This is a genomic window from Sphingobium indicum B90A (assembly GCF_000264945.2).
GTDB lineage: Bacteria > Pseudomonadota > Alphaproteobacteria > Sphingomonadales > Sphingomonadaceae > Sphingobium > Sphingobium indicum.
This window is the reverse complement of record NZ_CP013070.1, coordinates 1412978-1427292: the sequence shown is the minus strand read 5'-3', so window position 1 is coordinate 1427292 and position 14315 is coordinate 1412978. Positions and strand designations below refer to the sequence as shown.

At 65.5% G+C, this 14315-nt stretch carries 15 protein-coding genes; 5 read left to right on the top strand and 10 right to left on the bottom strand.

Annotated features, from left to right (window positions below):
• Nucleotides 1-18 precede the first annotated feature (18 nt).
• Nucleotides 19-501 (bottom strand): UPF0262 family protein, encoded by a 483-nt coding sequence (locus SIDU_RS06880; protein WP_007688952.1) that lies wholly within the window; start codon nucleotides 499-501, stop codon nucleotides 19-21.
• A gap of 134 nt (nucleotides 502-635) precedes the next feature.
• Between SIDU_RS06880 and SIDU_RS06875 the strand changes: the two genes are divergently transcribed.
• Entirely contained in the window at nucleotides 636-2117 is a 1482-nt protein-coding gene (locus SIDU_RS06875; protein WP_007688953.1) for a replicative DNA helicase, read from the top strand.
• 77 nt (nucleotides 2118-2194) lie between these two features.
• On the opposite strand, the gene SIDU_RS06870 is transcribed toward SIDU_RS06875, so the two are convergent.
• From SIDU_RS06870 to SIDU_RS06830, 9 genes are all read right to left on the bottom strand, one after another.
• Nucleotides 2195-2590, bottom strand: a complete 396-nt coding sequence (locus SIDU_RS06870) for an MAPEG family protein (RefSeq protein ID WP_007688954.1) — start codon at nucleotides 2588-2590, stop codon at nucleotides 2195-2197.
• 118 nt (nucleotides 2591-2708) lie between these two features.
• Nucleotides 2709-3038: a hypothetical protein gene (locus tag SIDU_RS06865; protein ID WP_007688955.1), complete on the bottom strand. Its 330-nt coding sequence runs from the start codon at nucleotides 3036-3038 to the stop codon at nucleotides 2709-2711.
• Nucleotides 3039-3222: 184 nt separating this feature from the next.
• Entirely contained in the window at nucleotides 3223-4014 is a 792-nt protein-coding gene (locus SIDU_RS06860; RefSeq protein ID WP_007688961.1) for a phosphoadenylyl-sulfate reductase, read from the bottom strand.
• Nucleotides 4007-4447 carry a DUF934 domain-containing protein gene (locus SIDU_RS06855; RefSeq protein ID WP_007688963.1) on the bottom strand — a complete coding sequence of 147 codons (441 nt, stop codon included), beginning with the start codon at nucleotides 4445-4447 and terminating at the stop codon, nucleotides 4007-4009. Before SIDU_RS06855 ends, SIDU_RS06860 begins: the two co-directional genes overlap by 8 nt.
• Nucleotides 4440-6071, bottom strand: coding sequence for a nitrite/sulfite reductase (locus tag SIDU_RS06850; RefSeq protein WP_007688965.1), 1632 nt, complete (start codon nucleotides 6069-6071; stop codon nucleotides 4440-4442). The genes SIDU_RS06855 and SIDU_RS06850 overlap by 8 nt, the downstream gene beginning before the upstream one ends.
• 3 nt (nucleotides 6072-6074) lie before the next feature.
• Nucleotides 6075-6371 (bottom strand): DUF2849 domain-containing protein, encoded by a 297-nt coding sequence (locus SIDU_RS06845; RefSeq protein WP_007688967.1) that lies wholly within the window; start codon nucleotides 6369-6371, stop codon nucleotides 6075-6077.
• Nucleotides 6368-7156, bottom strand: a complete 789-nt coding sequence (gene cobA, locus SIDU_RS06840) for a uroporphyrinogen-III C-methyltransferase (RefSeq protein ID WP_007688969.1) — start codon at nucleotides 7154-7156, stop codon at nucleotides 6368-6370. Before cobA ends, SIDU_RS06845 begins: the two co-directional genes overlap by 4 nt.
• A 127-nt stretch (nucleotides 7157-7283) precedes the next feature.
• Nucleotides 7284-8717, bottom strand: coding sequence for a succinylglutamate-semialdehyde dehydrogenase (gene astD / locus SIDU_RS06835; protein WP_007688970.1), 1434 nt, complete (start codon nucleotides 8715-8717; stop codon nucleotides 7284-7286).
• A gap of 62 nt (nucleotides 8718-8779) precedes the next feature.
• Nucleotides 8780-10174, bottom strand: coding sequence for a protein adenylyltransferase SelO (locus SIDU_RS06830; protein ID WP_007688973.1), 1395 nt, complete (start codon nucleotides 10172-10174; stop codon nucleotides 8780-8782).
• Nucleotides 10175-10214: 40 nt separating this feature from the next.
• On the opposite strand from SIDU_RS06830, the gene SIDU_RS06825 reads away from it, so the two are divergent.
• From SIDU_RS06825 to SIDU_RS06810, 4 genes are all read left to right on the top strand, one after another.
• Complete coding sequence (locus SIDU_RS06825; RefSeq protein ID WP_007688975.1) at nucleotides 10215-11084, top strand: alpha/beta fold hydrolase; 870 nt, start codon at nucleotides 10215-10217, stop codon at nucleotides 11082-11084.
• A 15-nt stretch (nucleotides 11085-11099) separates the two neighbouring features.
• Nucleotides 11100-12251: a glycosyltransferase family 4 protein gene (locus tag SIDU_RS06820; protein ID WP_039980487.1), complete on the top strand. Its 1152-nt coding sequence runs from the start codon at nucleotides 11100-11102 to the stop codon at nucleotides 12249-12251.
• Between the two features lie 95 nt (nucleotides 12252-12346).
• Complete coding sequence (locus SIDU_RS06815; protein WP_007688979.1) at nucleotides 12347-13750, top strand: NAD(P)H-dependent flavin oxidoreductase; 1404 nt, start codon at nucleotides 12347-12349, stop codon at nucleotides 13748-13750.
• Complete coding sequence (locus SIDU_RS06810) at nucleotides 13750-13962, top strand: DUF2093 domain-containing protein (protein ID WP_007688981.1); 213 nt, start codon at nucleotides 13750-13752, stop codon at nucleotides 13960-13962. The genes SIDU_RS06815 and SIDU_RS06810 overlap by 1 nt, the downstream gene beginning before the upstream one ends.
• Nucleotides 13963-14315: the final 353 nt, after the last annotated feature.

Here is a 14315-nt window from a genome sequence, read left to right as displayed (position 1 = left end):
TGACGATATGGATGCCCCTTACCCCTTGATGTGCAGGACGCAGATCAGCGTGAACAGGCGACGGGCCGTATCGAAATCGACCTTGACCTTGCCGTCCAGCCGCTCGATCAGCGTCTCGGCGGCGGCATTGTGGATGCCCCGGCGCGCCATGTCCACCGTTTCGATCTGCTGCGGCGAAGCGTTGCTGATCGCCTGGTAATAGCTGTCGCAGATCGCGAAATAATCCCGGATCGGGCGGCGGAACCGACCCAGGCCGAGGACGATCGCCTCCAGCGGATCGCCGTTTTCCCGGCGTATCTCCATGACCAGCCGGCCTTCCTCGACGCGCAGGTGCACCTTGTAGGGGCCGGCATAGCCGTCCTCATGGCTGCGCTGCGGCTCGAAATAATTATCCTCCAGCAGGTCGAATATGGCGATGCGCCGTTCCTGCTCCACATCGGCGTTGCGCCAGAGGATCGTCCGCTCGTCGAGCGTGATATCGATGATGCGCGGATCGGCCATGAACGCTATGGTCAGTGCGGCGGCGCAAGGGGAAATGCAACCGGGAAAAGCAGGGGCGCGGTTGTCCACAGCTTTTCCCAATCGTTTCAATGTCGGACCTTGCGCCCCGCCGCCAGCGAAGCGATGAGGGAGGCATGGTCGAACTCGTGCAAATAAACGCCGCCGCGGAAGCCGGCATCACCGAACTCCCGCGCAATGTGGAGGCGGAGGCCGCGCTGCTGGGCGCGCTGATGATCGACAACCGCATTGCCGAGGATGTGCAGCTCAAGCTGAAGCCGGAGCATTTCTTCGAACCCCTGCACGGCCGCATCTACGAAGCCGTGATGAAGCTGGTCGAGCGGGACATGGTCGCCAACCCGGTGACGCTGAAGCCGCTGTTGGAGCAGGATCCGGCGCTCAAGGAACTGGGCGGCGTCGGCTATCTGGCGCAATTGACCGGCAATGGCGCGGCGCTGCTGGGCGCGAGGGACTTCGCGACGCAGATATACGACCTCGCCTTGCTGCGACAGCTTGTTCATGTCGGCCGGGAACTGGTTGAAAACGCGCTGGACACCAGCGAGGACGTAAACCCCCGCGAGCAGATCGAGCAGGCCGAGGTCGCGCTCTACAAGGTGTCGGAAGGGGAGGGAGAGACCGGGTCGGTCAAGAGCTTCGCCACGGCCACCACCATGGCGGTCCAGATCGCGGAGCGCGCGCTCAACAGCGGCGGGCATGTGTCGGGCATCACCACCGGCATCAACAGCCTGAACGAAAAGATCGGCGGCATGCACAATTCGGACCTGATGATCCTTGCGGGTCGTCCGGGCATGGGCAAGACGTCGCTGGCGACCAATATCGCCTATAATGCGGCCTCGCGCTGGCTGCGCGACAATGCCGACGGCATTCCGCCGGAAAAGAATATGGGCGCGAAGACAGCTTTCTTCAGCCTGGAAATGTCCGCCGATCAGCTTGCCACCCGCGTGCTGGCCGAACAGTCGGGCATCAGCGGCGAAGCGTTGCGCATGGGCAAGATCAGCCGCGCCGATTTCCAGAACCTCTCCCGCGCTGCGCGGGAGTTGCAGGAATTGCCGCTGTTCATCGACGATACGCCAGGCCTGACCATCGCCGCGCTGCGCACCCGCGCCCGCCGGTTGAAGCGGCGGCATGACATCGGCTTCGTCGTGGTCGACTATCTCCAACTGCTCCAGGGCACGGGAAAGGGCGACAATCGCGTCAACGAGATTTCGGAGATTTCCCGGGGCCTTAAGACGCTGGCGAAGGAATTGAATTGCCCGGTTCTGGCGCTGTCCCAGCTCAGCCGCGCCGTCGAACAGCGCGAGGACAAGCGGCCCCAGCTATCGGACCTTCGCGAGTCCGGCTCCATCGAGCAGGACGCGGACATGGTCTGGTTCGTCTTCCGCGAGGATTATTATGTCGCCGCGAAGGAGCCAGGGAACAAGGAAAGCCCCGAACATCTGGAATGGGCGCAGGAGATGGAGCGCATCTACGGCCTGGCCGAGATCATCGTCGCCAAGCAGCGCCATGGTTCGACCGGGCGCATCCGCATGAAGTTCGACGCGAAGATCACCCGCTTCTCCGACCTGGCGGAAGGCAGCTATATGGAGGATTACGAGTAGAAGCATGCGTGCTCCTGCGCAGGCAGGAGCCCAGTCCGGACGTTCCACCTGGGTTCCTGCCTGCGCAGGGGCATGGTTCAGCCCGAAACAAACGCCTGGAACACCAGCGCCAGCCCCACCATGCTGACGAGATAGGCGATGGTCCGCACCATGGGCACGCCCATGCCGTAAAGCGGCAGGTAAACCGCCCGCGCCCCCAGCCAGAGCCACCCGCCAAGCGCCGTCGTCCCGCTGGTCTTCCCGGCGATCACCACGCCCAGGAGCACGATGATCGCGATCGGATAGGTTTCCAGGAAATTCGCCTGCGCCCGCACCAGCCGCCCGCCGACGGGATCGAGCGGCGGCAATTCCTCGTCCCGCGCCCCCATGTTCCATTTGGCGCCATATTGCCGCGTCTTGATGTGCGCCGCCGCGAAGATGTGGACCAGCAGCAGCACGCAACTCCACGCCAATATCTTCAGCTCGACCGCCATGTCTCGTCCCTCCGCTCAGTCTGTCATGACCGGCGACCATATCGCGCCCGCTTGGCCCGCGCCATAAGTCTCGATTGCCGTCGGCAGCGGATTGGCTGCCGGCGCCCATCGTCGGATCTCAGGTCAATCGCGCATGCGCATTGCGGATATGGGGTGTCTGCTGAATCAGATAGCGGCTGAACTGAACGGCGAAAGGCGCCGATAGCCGATAGGCGACATCGCCATCGCCGGTCCTGTATTGCTGCACCACATGCCGGTCGATCAGGCGCCGCAGGATGTAGCGGCTGGTTTCGATCGACTCATCGGCAAATTCGATGACCCGCTCCAGCGACGTTTCGGTGCCGTTCTCGCCGTCGATGAAAAGCCCGATGCTGATCCAGAAGGGCCCGTCCCCGTCCAGGAAATCGTCAAGATACTGTCGGCGCGCCCGGACGAGGGTTAGCAGCAATTCCGCGCTGACCAGCGCATCTTGCTCACCGATCGGGCGAGCCTTGCTTCCCGAACCGGCAGGGGGGGCGGACCCCCCCCTTTTTTTCGATGAATGACATAGGCACTCTCTTTCGAAGCCGGAAGATTCGGAAGAGCGCAAGGTTCCACGAGTCGAGATATTCTCGACGCAGCCGCCCTTTCGGTCAGAACACCGGCTGGTTAGCCGGATCGTCTGGATCGGCGGCGGAGGAGGGGATCGGCGTCACCGGCGAGTGAATGCCGCATTCCACCTTGTCCCACCCGCGCCAGCGCCCGGCGCGGGGGTCTTCGCCCGGCAGCACCTTGGACGTGCAGGGTTCGCAGCCGATGGAGAGATAGCCCTGCGCCTCCAGCGGGTGGCGCGGCAGCTTCTCCGCCTCGAACCAGGCCTCCAGGTCGTCCTTCGTCCAGTCGCCCAGCGGGTTGATCTTCAACCGCCCGTCCTCGACCTCGAAACGGGGCAGGTTCTGGCGCGTCACCGACTGGAACGCCTTGCGCCCGGAAATCCAGGCGTCCAGCCCTTCCTTGGCGCGGTTCATCGGCTCGACCTTGCGGATTTCGCAGCAGCCGTCGGGATCGTAGGACCAGCGCAGGCCGGTCTCGTCCTTCGCCGCCAGCACTTCGGCATGGGGCGCGACGGCGCGGCTGTCGGTAAAGCCCAGCGTCCGGATCAGCGTTTCGCGATAATCCAGCGTTTCGCGAAACATCTTGAGCGTGTCGACGAAGATCACCGGCACGTTCTTGTCGGCCTTCGCCACCAGATCGAGCAGCACTGCGCTTTCCGTGCCGAAGGAGGAGACGACGGCGACATTGCCCGCCAGCCCCTCGGCAAAGACGGTCTTGAGCATGGAGAGCGTGTCGACGCCCTCGAAGCGGGCGTTGAGCGCATCCGCATCCGCCTGGGTGAAGGCGGGGCGGGCGTCGATCACGTCAAGCTGGCGGGCAGGTTCAGCCATTTGCATTCTCCGGGTGCCGTTTCGCCCAGACCGGGCGGCGGCCGTCGATCGTCTTCTGATAGACGTCCTCATAACGATGGAGCGCGCGCTCCACGGCGGCATCGTCCAGCGCCTTGTCGGGCCGGAAGCTGTCGAAGCCGCAGCGGCGCATCGCGACGATCTGGTCCACCAGCACATCGCCCACGGCGCGCAGTTCGCCCCGATAGCCGGCCTCGCGCAATATCCGCGCCGCCGAATAGCCGCGCCCGTCGCCGAAGGCGGGGAAGTTCACCTCCACCAGCGACAGCCTGTCCAGATAGGGCAGCAATTCGCGGGCATCCTCGCCCGCTTCGATCCGGACGGCGGTCGAATTGGACTGGCCGGTGAAGGATTCGACCGTGACGGCCGGTTCCTGGCCGCCATCGCCTTCGCGGAAGGACAGGAACTCAACCATAGATCGCCTCCTTGAAGGGCCTCATGCCAAGACGGCGATAGGTGTCGAGGAAGCGTTCGCCCTCCTCCCGCTGTTCGAGATAGAGGTTGGTGACCTTCTCGATCGCGTCGACCACGCCGTCCTCCGAAAAGCCGGGGCCGGTGATCTGGCCGACGCTGGCGTCCTCCGCGCCTGACCCGCCGAGCGAAAGCTGGAAATTCTCCACGCCCTTCCGGTCCACGCCCAGCACGCCGATATGGCCGGCATGATGATGGCCGCAGGCATTGATGCAGCCGGAAATCTTGACCTTCAGCTCGCCCAGCTCCTTCTGCCGGTCCGCCGCGGCGAACCGTTCCGACAGCTTCTGCGCCAGCGGGATGGAGCGGGCATTGGCGAGGCTGCAATAATCCAGGCCAGGGCAGGCGATGATGTCGGTGATCAGGTCCAGATTGGCCTCGGCAAGGCCGGCCTCGTCCAGCTTCTGCCAGATGGCGTGGAGGTCCGCCTTCTTCACATGCGGCAGGACCAGGTTCTGCGCATGGGTGACGCGCAGCTCGTCGAGCGAATATTGTTCGGCCAGGTCCGCCACCAGCGCGATCTGCTCCGCGGAGGCGTCGCCCGGAATGCCGCCGCGCGGCTTCAGGCTGATGTTGACGATGGCATAGCCCGGCTGCTTGTGCGCCGCGACCTGACGGTCCACCCACAGGGCGAAGGCTGGATCGCTGCGGTCGATGCTGTCGCCCAGGCCCGTTTCATAGGCGGGGCCGGCGAAATAGGCGCGGATGCGGTCCAGTTCCTCGGTCGGCGGGTTGAGGCCCAGCGTCCGCATATGGGCGAACTCCTCCTCGACCTGCCGCCTATATTCCTCGACGCCCAGTTCATGGACCAGAATCTTGATCCGCGCCTTGTACTTGTTGTCGCGCCGGCCATAGCGGTTGTAGACGCGCAGGCACGCCTCCAGATAAGAGACGATTTCATCTTCGGGCACGAAGTCCCTGATAAGCGGCGCAACCATGGGCGTGCGCCCCATGCCGCCGCCGGCATAGACCTCCGCGCCTATCCGGCCGTCGCGCGACACCAGCTTGAGGCCGATGTCGTGCAGGCGCATGGCGGAGCGGTCCTCCTCGCTCGCGATCACGGCGATCTTGAACTTGCGCGGCAGATAGGTGAATTCGGGATGGAAGGTCGACCATTGGCGCAGCAGTTCCGCCCAGGGACGCGGGTCGGCCACTTCGTCCGCCGAAACCCCGGCATATTGGTCGGAAGAGATGTTGCGGATGCAATTGCCGCTGGTCTGGATGGCATGCATCTCGACCGTCGCAAGCTCGGCAAGGATGTCCGGCGCGTCGGCCAGCTTGATCCAGTTATATTGCAGGTTCTGCCGCGTGGTGAAGTGGCCGTAGCCCCGGTCATATTTCGCCGCGATCTCGCCCAGCTTGCGCATCTGCCGGGCGCTCAGCGTGCCATAGGGAATGGCGACGCGCAGCATATAGGCGTGCAGCTGAAGATAGAGGCCGTTCATCAGCCGCAGCGGCTTGAACTGGTCCTCCGTCAACTGCCCGGCCAGACGGCGCTGGGTCTGGTCGCGAAATTCCTCGACGCGGGCGTCGACGATGGACTGGTCGTAGCTGTCGTAACGATACATGGTTCAGATCACCCAGTTGCCGGCATCGGCGTCATTCGGTTTCAGCGTCAGGTCGGGGCGCACCGTCGGTCCCAGGGCGCGGATGCGGTCCTTGATATGCGCGGGGCGCACGCCGTCTTCGGTCACGGTCGCATCGATCACATAGGCGCCCACGACCCGCAGCGCGGCTTCCTCCGCCCGGGCCAGATCCTCGCCCTTGTCGCCCACATCGACGGAATCGCCGACCTGTCGCGACCAGCCGTCGCCCGCCCACCAGATCACGTCCCCGGTGCCAAGGTCATTGCCGGTCAAAATCTTCACTTTTCAGTCTCCGCCCCAAATGTCTCCCGCGCGGCCCAGCCGCCCAGCACATCCTGCGCCAGCGCATAGGCCGCCACCTCCCCAACCACAATCAGGGCGGGGCTTTTCACTTTTTCCCGCGCCACCATCTCGCCCAGATCGGCAAGCAGGGTGCGCAGCGTCCGCATGTCGGCGCGCGTGCCGTTTTCCAGAACGGCGACGGGAATGGCCGGGGACACGCCGTCCGCGATCAGCTTGTCGGCGATGTCCGCCGCCGTCGCTACGCCCATGTAGATGACCAGCGTGCGCCCCGCGCCAGCCAGCCCGGACCAGTCCTGATCGGTCAGCCCCTTGCATTGCCCGGCGACGAAGCTGACCGCGCTTGCCGCGTCGCGATGGGTGAGGGGCAGTTGCGCCTGCGCCGCGCAGCCGATGGCGGCGCTGATGCCCGGCACGATTTCCACCGGCACTCCGGCGGCGCGGCACGCCTCCATCTCCTCGCCGCCGCGGCCGAAGATGAAGGGATCGCCGCCCTTCAGCCGCACGACCCTGCGCCCGGCGAGCGCCAGTTCGACCAGCAGGGCATTGATCCCATGCTGAGGCACCGAATGGCGGCTGCGCCGCTTGGCGACGGAAATCAGTTCGGCATGGGGGGAGGCGAGCGCCAATATGTCCGCCGAAACCAGCCCGTCATGCACGATCACCTCCGCCTCGCCGATCAGCCGCGCGGCGCGCAGCGTCAGCAGTTCCGGATCGCCCGGACCCGCGCCGACAAGGGTGACAGTGGCAGGTGGAATTTCAGCCATGCTGGGCAGATGGCGAAAACCGACCCCGGTTTCAATTCAGAATGCGTTGGCCGGGACGAAGGAAAATTTGGGGAGGATCGATTTGATCCGTCGCGCTGCCGCCCGGTGGCTCAATCCCCCCGGTGGCTCAATCCCCCATCGCGCTCGTGTCGATGTCCTTAAGGCCGATGCCGATGGACGCGCGCGGCTGCTCGATCTCCACCGACGCGACCGGATAGGCGCAATAGTCCGCCGCATAATAGGCGCTGGGCCGATGATTGCCCGAAATGCCCACTCCGCCGAAGGGCGCGGAGGAGGAGGCTCCGTTGGTCGGCCGGTTCCAGTTGACGATGCCCGCCCGGATATTGGCCCAGAACTGGTTATATTGCTCCGGCGATCCGCCTATCAGAGCGGCGGACAGGCCGTAGCGGGTGTTGTTCGCCTCCCGGATCGCGGATTCGAAATCCGGCACCCGGACGACCTGCAACAAGGGGCCGAACAGTTCGACATCGGGCCGCTCCGCCATGGCGGTCACGTCGATGATCGCCGGCGTTACGAAGGGCAGCCCCTTGGTCGTGCGGACCATATGCTTGATCGGCTTGCCGCCGTTGCTCATCAGATAGAGGAAACTCTCGGTCAGATGATCCGCCGCCTGGTTGTCGATCACCGGACCCATATAGGGCGCGGGGTCGGCATGGGGATGATCGACGATCAGCCGGTCGGCCAGCCTCTTGACCTCTCCGACCAGCGTGTCGGCCAGTTCCTCCTTGACGATCAGCCGGCTCGCCGCGGTGCAGCGCTGCCCGCTCGACAGGAAGGCCGACTGCACGATCAGCGTCGCCGCGCTGGCGATGTCCGCCGTGTCCCAGGCGACGATCGGGTTGTTCCCGCCCATTTCCAGCGCCAATATCTTGCCGGGATTGGCCGCGAATTGCCGGTTGATCGCGATCCCGGTCTGCGCCGACCCGGTGAAGAGGACGCCCCCCACATCGGGATGGGCGGCCAGCGCCTTGCCCTCGTCGGGTCCGCCCAGCACCAGCCGCACGGCATCCTCCGGCACGCCCGCCTCATGGTAGCAGCGCACCAGCATCTCGCCCACGGCGGGCGTTTTTTCCGACGGCTTGAAGAGGACGGCGTTGCCGGCCAGCAGGGCAGGGACGATATGCCCGTTGGGCAGGTGCGCCGGGAAATTATATGGCCCCAGCACCGCCATGACGCCATGCGGCTTGTGCCGCACGGACTGGCGCGCGCCCATCGCGGCCTCCAGCCGCCTCTGTCCGGTGCGTTCGGAAAAGGCGGCGACGGAAATGTCGACCTTGTTCATCACCGCCATCACTTCGGTCCGCGCATCCCACAGCGGCTTGCCGGTTTCGCGGGCGATCAGGTCGGCCAGCGCCTCCTCATTGGCGCGCACCACATTGACGAAGCGGCGCAGCGTTTCGATGCGGTAGGCGATGGGCTGGGCGGCCCATTTCGGCCAGGCGGCACGGGCCAGGGCGACCTCCGCCTCCACATCGCTGGCGGTCCCCTGCCACAAAAGCGCGCCAGTGGCGGGTTCGAACGAAGTCAGCGCGGCGGACATGGTGCCGATATGGCAATTAATTCCGCTTTAGGGAAGGGCCTGGCTCCCGGCGAGGCATCGGCTCAGGGCAGGTCCGGGGCGTCGCCCATCGCTTCGCCCATGCGCCGGACCGCCGCCACCTTCGCATGCAGCGGCGCCCAGTCATCATCCCGGTCGATGGCGCTCCAGATCGCCTCCACCTCATCGATATGCATGGAGCAGGGCAGCGGATCGGCCCAATAGCCATGATCCATCGGCCCGCTCGCCTCGAACCCGGCGATCGCCTCGCGGAAACCGGCCCATTCCTCCGCGGCATAAGGCGCGCCGTCGCGGGGGTCGCCGCCCCGCCAGTCTTGGAAGAAGCGATCGATCGGCCGCTGGGTGGCGACCATGCCCCGAACCGCCGCCTCGACCATGGCGGCGGCATCGTCCGTCGGCAAGACTCCCAGGCGCCAGCAGAAGCGGCGCGCCATCGCTTCGCCATAAAGCGCTGGAAAACGCTCCAACTGCGCGATCAGCGGTTCGGCCTCCGTCAAGGGACGCAGCGACACGGCAAGCTGCGCCACGTCCCAATGGATCGCCTCCGCCTGCCGTCCGAAGGCGTAGAGCCCGGCATGGTCGAAATAGGCGGCGGTGAACCCCGGTTCCCAAAGCGGCGCGAACCGCCACGGCCCATAGTCGAAGCTCTCGCCCGTCACATTGATGTTGTCGCTGTTGAGCACGCCATGGACGAAGCCCGCCACCATATAGCTCGCCGCCAGATCGGCCGTGCGTTCAACCACCCGGCCCAGCAGTTGCGCGGGAGGATTGTCGCCCGGCTCCTCGCCGTAGAGCTTCGTCAGCGCATAGTCGACCAGCCGCTCCAGCAGCGCCTTGTCGTCGAAATAGGCGGCGCGCTGGAAGGAGCCGATTCGGATATGCGAGTGGCTGAGCCGCACCATAACCGCCGCGCGGGTGGGGGAGGGTTCGTCATTGCGCTCCAGCGCCTCGCCCGTCTCGACGATGGAAAAGGTCTTCGAGCTGTTGACGCCCAGCGCCTCGAGCATCTCCGTCGCCAAAATCTCCCGCACGCCGCCCTTCAGCGTCAGCCTGCCGTCGCCGAAGCGGCTATAGGGCGTCCGGCCCGAACCCTTGGTGCCCAGGTCCAGCAGCCGGCCGACGCCGTCCCGAAGCTGCGCGAACAGGAAGCCGCGGCCGTCCCCGATGTCGGGATTGTACACGCGGAACTGATGCCCATGATAGCGCAGCGCCAGCGGCTGGGGCAGCGATCCCTCCAGCGGCTGGAACCGGCCGAAATGCGCCAGCCATTGCTCATCGCTCAGGTCGCTGAGGCCCACCGCTTTCGCCCATCGGTCATTGCGGAAACGCAGGATGGTCCGGGGAAAGTCCGCCGCCGCGACGGGATCGGCAAAATCGGGCTGCAGCACGGCGATTTCATTCGCGGGGCTGAATTTGGCGGGTTGCAGGGCAGGACGCATGCGGCGATATGGGGGATGCAGGGTGGAAGGATCAAGCAGCTTGAGCAGCCATAGCGACGGATACTGGTGGTCCCCCGACGGGCTGAGGCTCCATTATCGCGATTATGCCGGGGGGGAGGATGGCCGTCCGCCCCTGCTCTGCCTGCCGGGCCTCACTCGCAACGCCCGCGATTTCGAGCCGCTGGCGGCGCGCCTCGCCGGGCCATGGCGCCTCATCTGTCCCGACATGCGCGGCCGCGCCGAAAGCGCGCAAGCGAAGGACCCGATGACCTATGTCCCGCTCACCTATCTGCAGGACATCGGCCGCCTGCTGGCGGACTTGGCCATCACCCGCTTCGTCGCCATCGGCACGTCGCTGGGCGGCATCATCACCATGCTGATCGCGGCGACCCATCGCGAATGGCTGGCGGGCGCGCTGCTCAACGATGTCGGGCCGACGCTGGAGGAGGCCGGCCTTGCGCGCATCCGCACTTATGTCGGCATCGGCCAGTCGCATCCAAGCTGGGTCCATGCCGCCCGCGCCCTGGAGGAATCGAACCGGGACATCTATCCCGGCTATGGCCTCGACCAATGGCTGGCCATGGCCAAGCGCCTCTACCGCCTCAACAGCGCGGGGCGCGTCGTGCTCGACTATGACATGCGCATAGCGGAGCCGCTGCGGGTCGCGGGCAGCGAGGGGAGCGTGGACATGTGGCCGGTCATGCAGGCCTTTCGCGACATTCCGACGCTGGTGCTGCGGGGCGAGCGTTCCGACCTGCTCTCCGCCGCCACCGCCGCCCGCATGGTGGCGGAAATCGGCCCTGGCGCGGAATGCGCGACCATTTCCAATGTCGGTCACGCCCCCGTCCTGGACGAGCCGGAATCCGTCGTCGCCATCGACCGGCTGCTGGCGCGGGTGCTGAATGGCTGAAGCGGCTTGAGCGGCATGGTCCGTTTCGCCGCGCCCCGGCCTCGGCAGATCGATGGCCCGCCCCGGCTGCTGCATGTCCACGGCAGCTTTTCCCTGGGCGGCAAGGAGGCGCGGGCCGTGCGCCTGATGAACCTCTGGGGCGACCGCGCCCGTCACAGCATCGTCAGCGCCGCACCCCAACTGATGAGCGCGCGCGACGCCATCGACCCCGCCACGCCGGTCGACTTTCCCGAACCCCCTCCGCTCGCTGGCAGGCCGGGCCTTGGGCGCTTCAGGGCGATCGCGGCCTTCCTGGCGGATTACGACCTTGTCCTCAGCTATAATTGGGGCGCGATGGACGCGGTGATGGCGCGGCGCATCCATGGCGGGCCGCCACTGATCCATCATGAGGACGGCTTCAACGCGGATGAGGCGGGCGGCCTCAAGCCGCAGCGCAACCTCTATCGCCGCCTGGCGCTCCAGCGCGCGCATGCGCTGGTCGTCCCGTCCGTCCGGCTTGAAGGCATCGCCCGCGACATGTGGCGTCAGCCGCCGCGGAAGGTCCATCTGATCCGCAACGGCATCGACACGGCGCGCTATGGGCAGCCGCCCTTGCCCGACGCCATTCCCGCCCTCGACCGCGCGGCCGGCAAGCTGCTGGTCGGCACCGTGGCGGGCCTGCGTCCGGTCAAGAATATCCGCCGCCTCGTCCGCGCCGTCGCGCCGCATCGCGACCGGCTGCAACTGGTGGTGGTGGGGGAGGGGCCGGAGCGCGACGCCATAGCGGCGGAAGCCAGGGATCATGGGCTGGCGGACATCTGCATGGCCGGATTCCTGCCGGAACCCTGGCGCTTCATGGGCCTGTTCGACATCTTCGCTTTGTCTTCCGACAGCGAGCAGTTCCCGATCTCGCTGGTGGAGGCGATGGCGGCGGGCCTGCCCGTCGCATCGACCGACGTGGGCGACGTCGCCGCCATGGTCGCGCCCGAAAACCGGCCGTTCATCGTCCCGGACGAGGCGGCCCTGTCGGCCGCGCTCGGCACGCTGGCCGGCGACCCCGACCTGCGGCAACGGCTTGGCGAGGCGAATCGTCACCGCGCCGGGCGCGATTTCACCGAAGCCGCGATGGTGGACGCCTATGCCGCGCTTTACGGGCAGGCACTATCCAGTCCCCATATTTTGCGGTAGGGCGCGCCCAAATATTCGTCATCCGACCGCAAAGCTGCTATAGGGCGGCCTTCATGTGGTTGGGGGCCACGGAATTTTTTGCGTGGGAGATTGCGTTGTTCAAGGGGTTGAAGCCCATCGTTTACGGCGGCCGGGAAGTCTGGCCATTGGTCGAAGGCGGCAAGGGGGTGGCCGTTTCCAACCATGCCAGTTCCGGCGCCTGGGCGGCGGCCGGCGGCATCGGCACGGTGTCGGCGGTCAATGCGGACAGCTATGACAGCTTCGGCAACGTCATTCCCCAGGTCTATCATGGCCGCACCCGTCGCGACCGGCATGAGGAACTGATCGCCTATGCCATAGACGGCGCGGTCGAACAGGTGAAGCGCGCCTTCGAAATCGCGGGCGGCAAGGGCGCGATCAACATCAACGTGCTCTGGGAAATGGGCGGCGCGCAGCGCGTCCTGCACGGCGTCCTGGAAAAGACGAAGGGAATGGTCGCGGGCGTCACCTGCGGCGCGGGCATGCCCTACAAGCTGTCGGAGATCGCCGCCTCCTACGGCGTCAACTATCTGCCCATCGTCAGTTCCGGCCGCGCCTTCCGCGCCCTGTGGAAGCGCGCCTATTCCAAGGCGTCGGAATGGCTCGCCGCCGTGGTCTATGAGGACCCGTGGCTGGCGGGCGGGCATAACGGCCTGTCCAACGCCGAAGACCCGAAGGCGCCGCAGGATCCCTATCCCCGCGTCCGCGACCTGCGCGTCACCATGCGGGAAGGCGGCATTTCCGACGATGTGCCCATCGTCATGGCGGGCGGCGTCTGGGCGCTCAAGGACTGGAACGACTGGATCGACAATCCCGAACTGGGCGCGATCATGTTCCAGTTCGGCACCCGTCCGCTGCTGACGCAGGAAAGCCCGATCCCGCAGCTCTGGAAAGAGCGGCTGATGCAGTTGGAGCCGGGCGACGTGCTGCTGCACCGCTTCTCGCCGACCGGCTTCTACAGTTCGGCGGTTCGCAATCCCTTCCTGCGCCAGCTTGAGGCGCGCTCCGAACGGCAGATTCCCTTCAGCACCGAACAGGCGGGCGACCATACGCACCAGCTCGACGCGGGCGTGAAGGGCAAGAATTTCTGGGTGACGCGGGGCGACCTGCTGCGCGCCCGCGAATGGGTGGGGCAGGGCTTCACCTCCGCGCTCAAGACGCCCGACAATACGCTGGTGTTCGTGACCGAGGAGGAAAAGGCCGAAATCCGCAAGGACCAGACCGACTGCATGGGCTGCCTCAGCCAATGCGCCTTCTCAAGCTGGATGGACAGCGAGACCAACTCGACCGGGCGCCTGGCCGACCCGCGCAGCTTCTGCATCCAGAAGTCCTTGCAGGAGGCGGTGCATGGCGGCGATCTCGACAAGAATCTGCTGTTCGCGGGCCATGGCGCCTATAAGTTCAAGCAGGATCCCTTCTACTCCAACGGGTTCGTGCCGACCGTGAAGCAGCTCGTCGATCGCATCCTGACCGGCGACTGATGGCGGATATTCAGGGACTGGCGGTGCTGCATTACGACACGCCGCATTTCGATGTCGTGCGACCGGGGCAGTTCGTGCTCTGCGCGGTTTCGGGTGCGCGTATCGATCTGGAAGACCTCAAATATTGGAGCGCGGAGTTTCAGGAGGCTTATCGGGGGCCGGAGGAAGCGACCCGTTCCTTCCTGGAACATCGCGGCGCCGGCTTTCGCTAACAGCTTGAATATAGATTGATTTGCGAGGACTGCCGGGATGAAGCGGCACTTCTTGCCGCATTGCGCCCTAATGATGTTCAAGACCCCGTATTTTCGGTTCGGCGCTTTTATGGTTCGGCTGGGCGCAGTTATTCTATTCCTTTCTCCGCGCTGATGGTTTATCCTTCATAAACGAGGCGACGAAGATCGCTCGACCAAGGAAGGATGCAAGCGATGTCGCGGATCGACATTTTCGGTGATCGTCTCTGTGTTGTGACGAGCCTGCTGATCATGGGCTGGTTCCTCTACAATGTGGTGTTCTGACAGGCGCGTCTCACCCTTGTTCTCTAAATGACCGAACTCGGGCCGGCTGT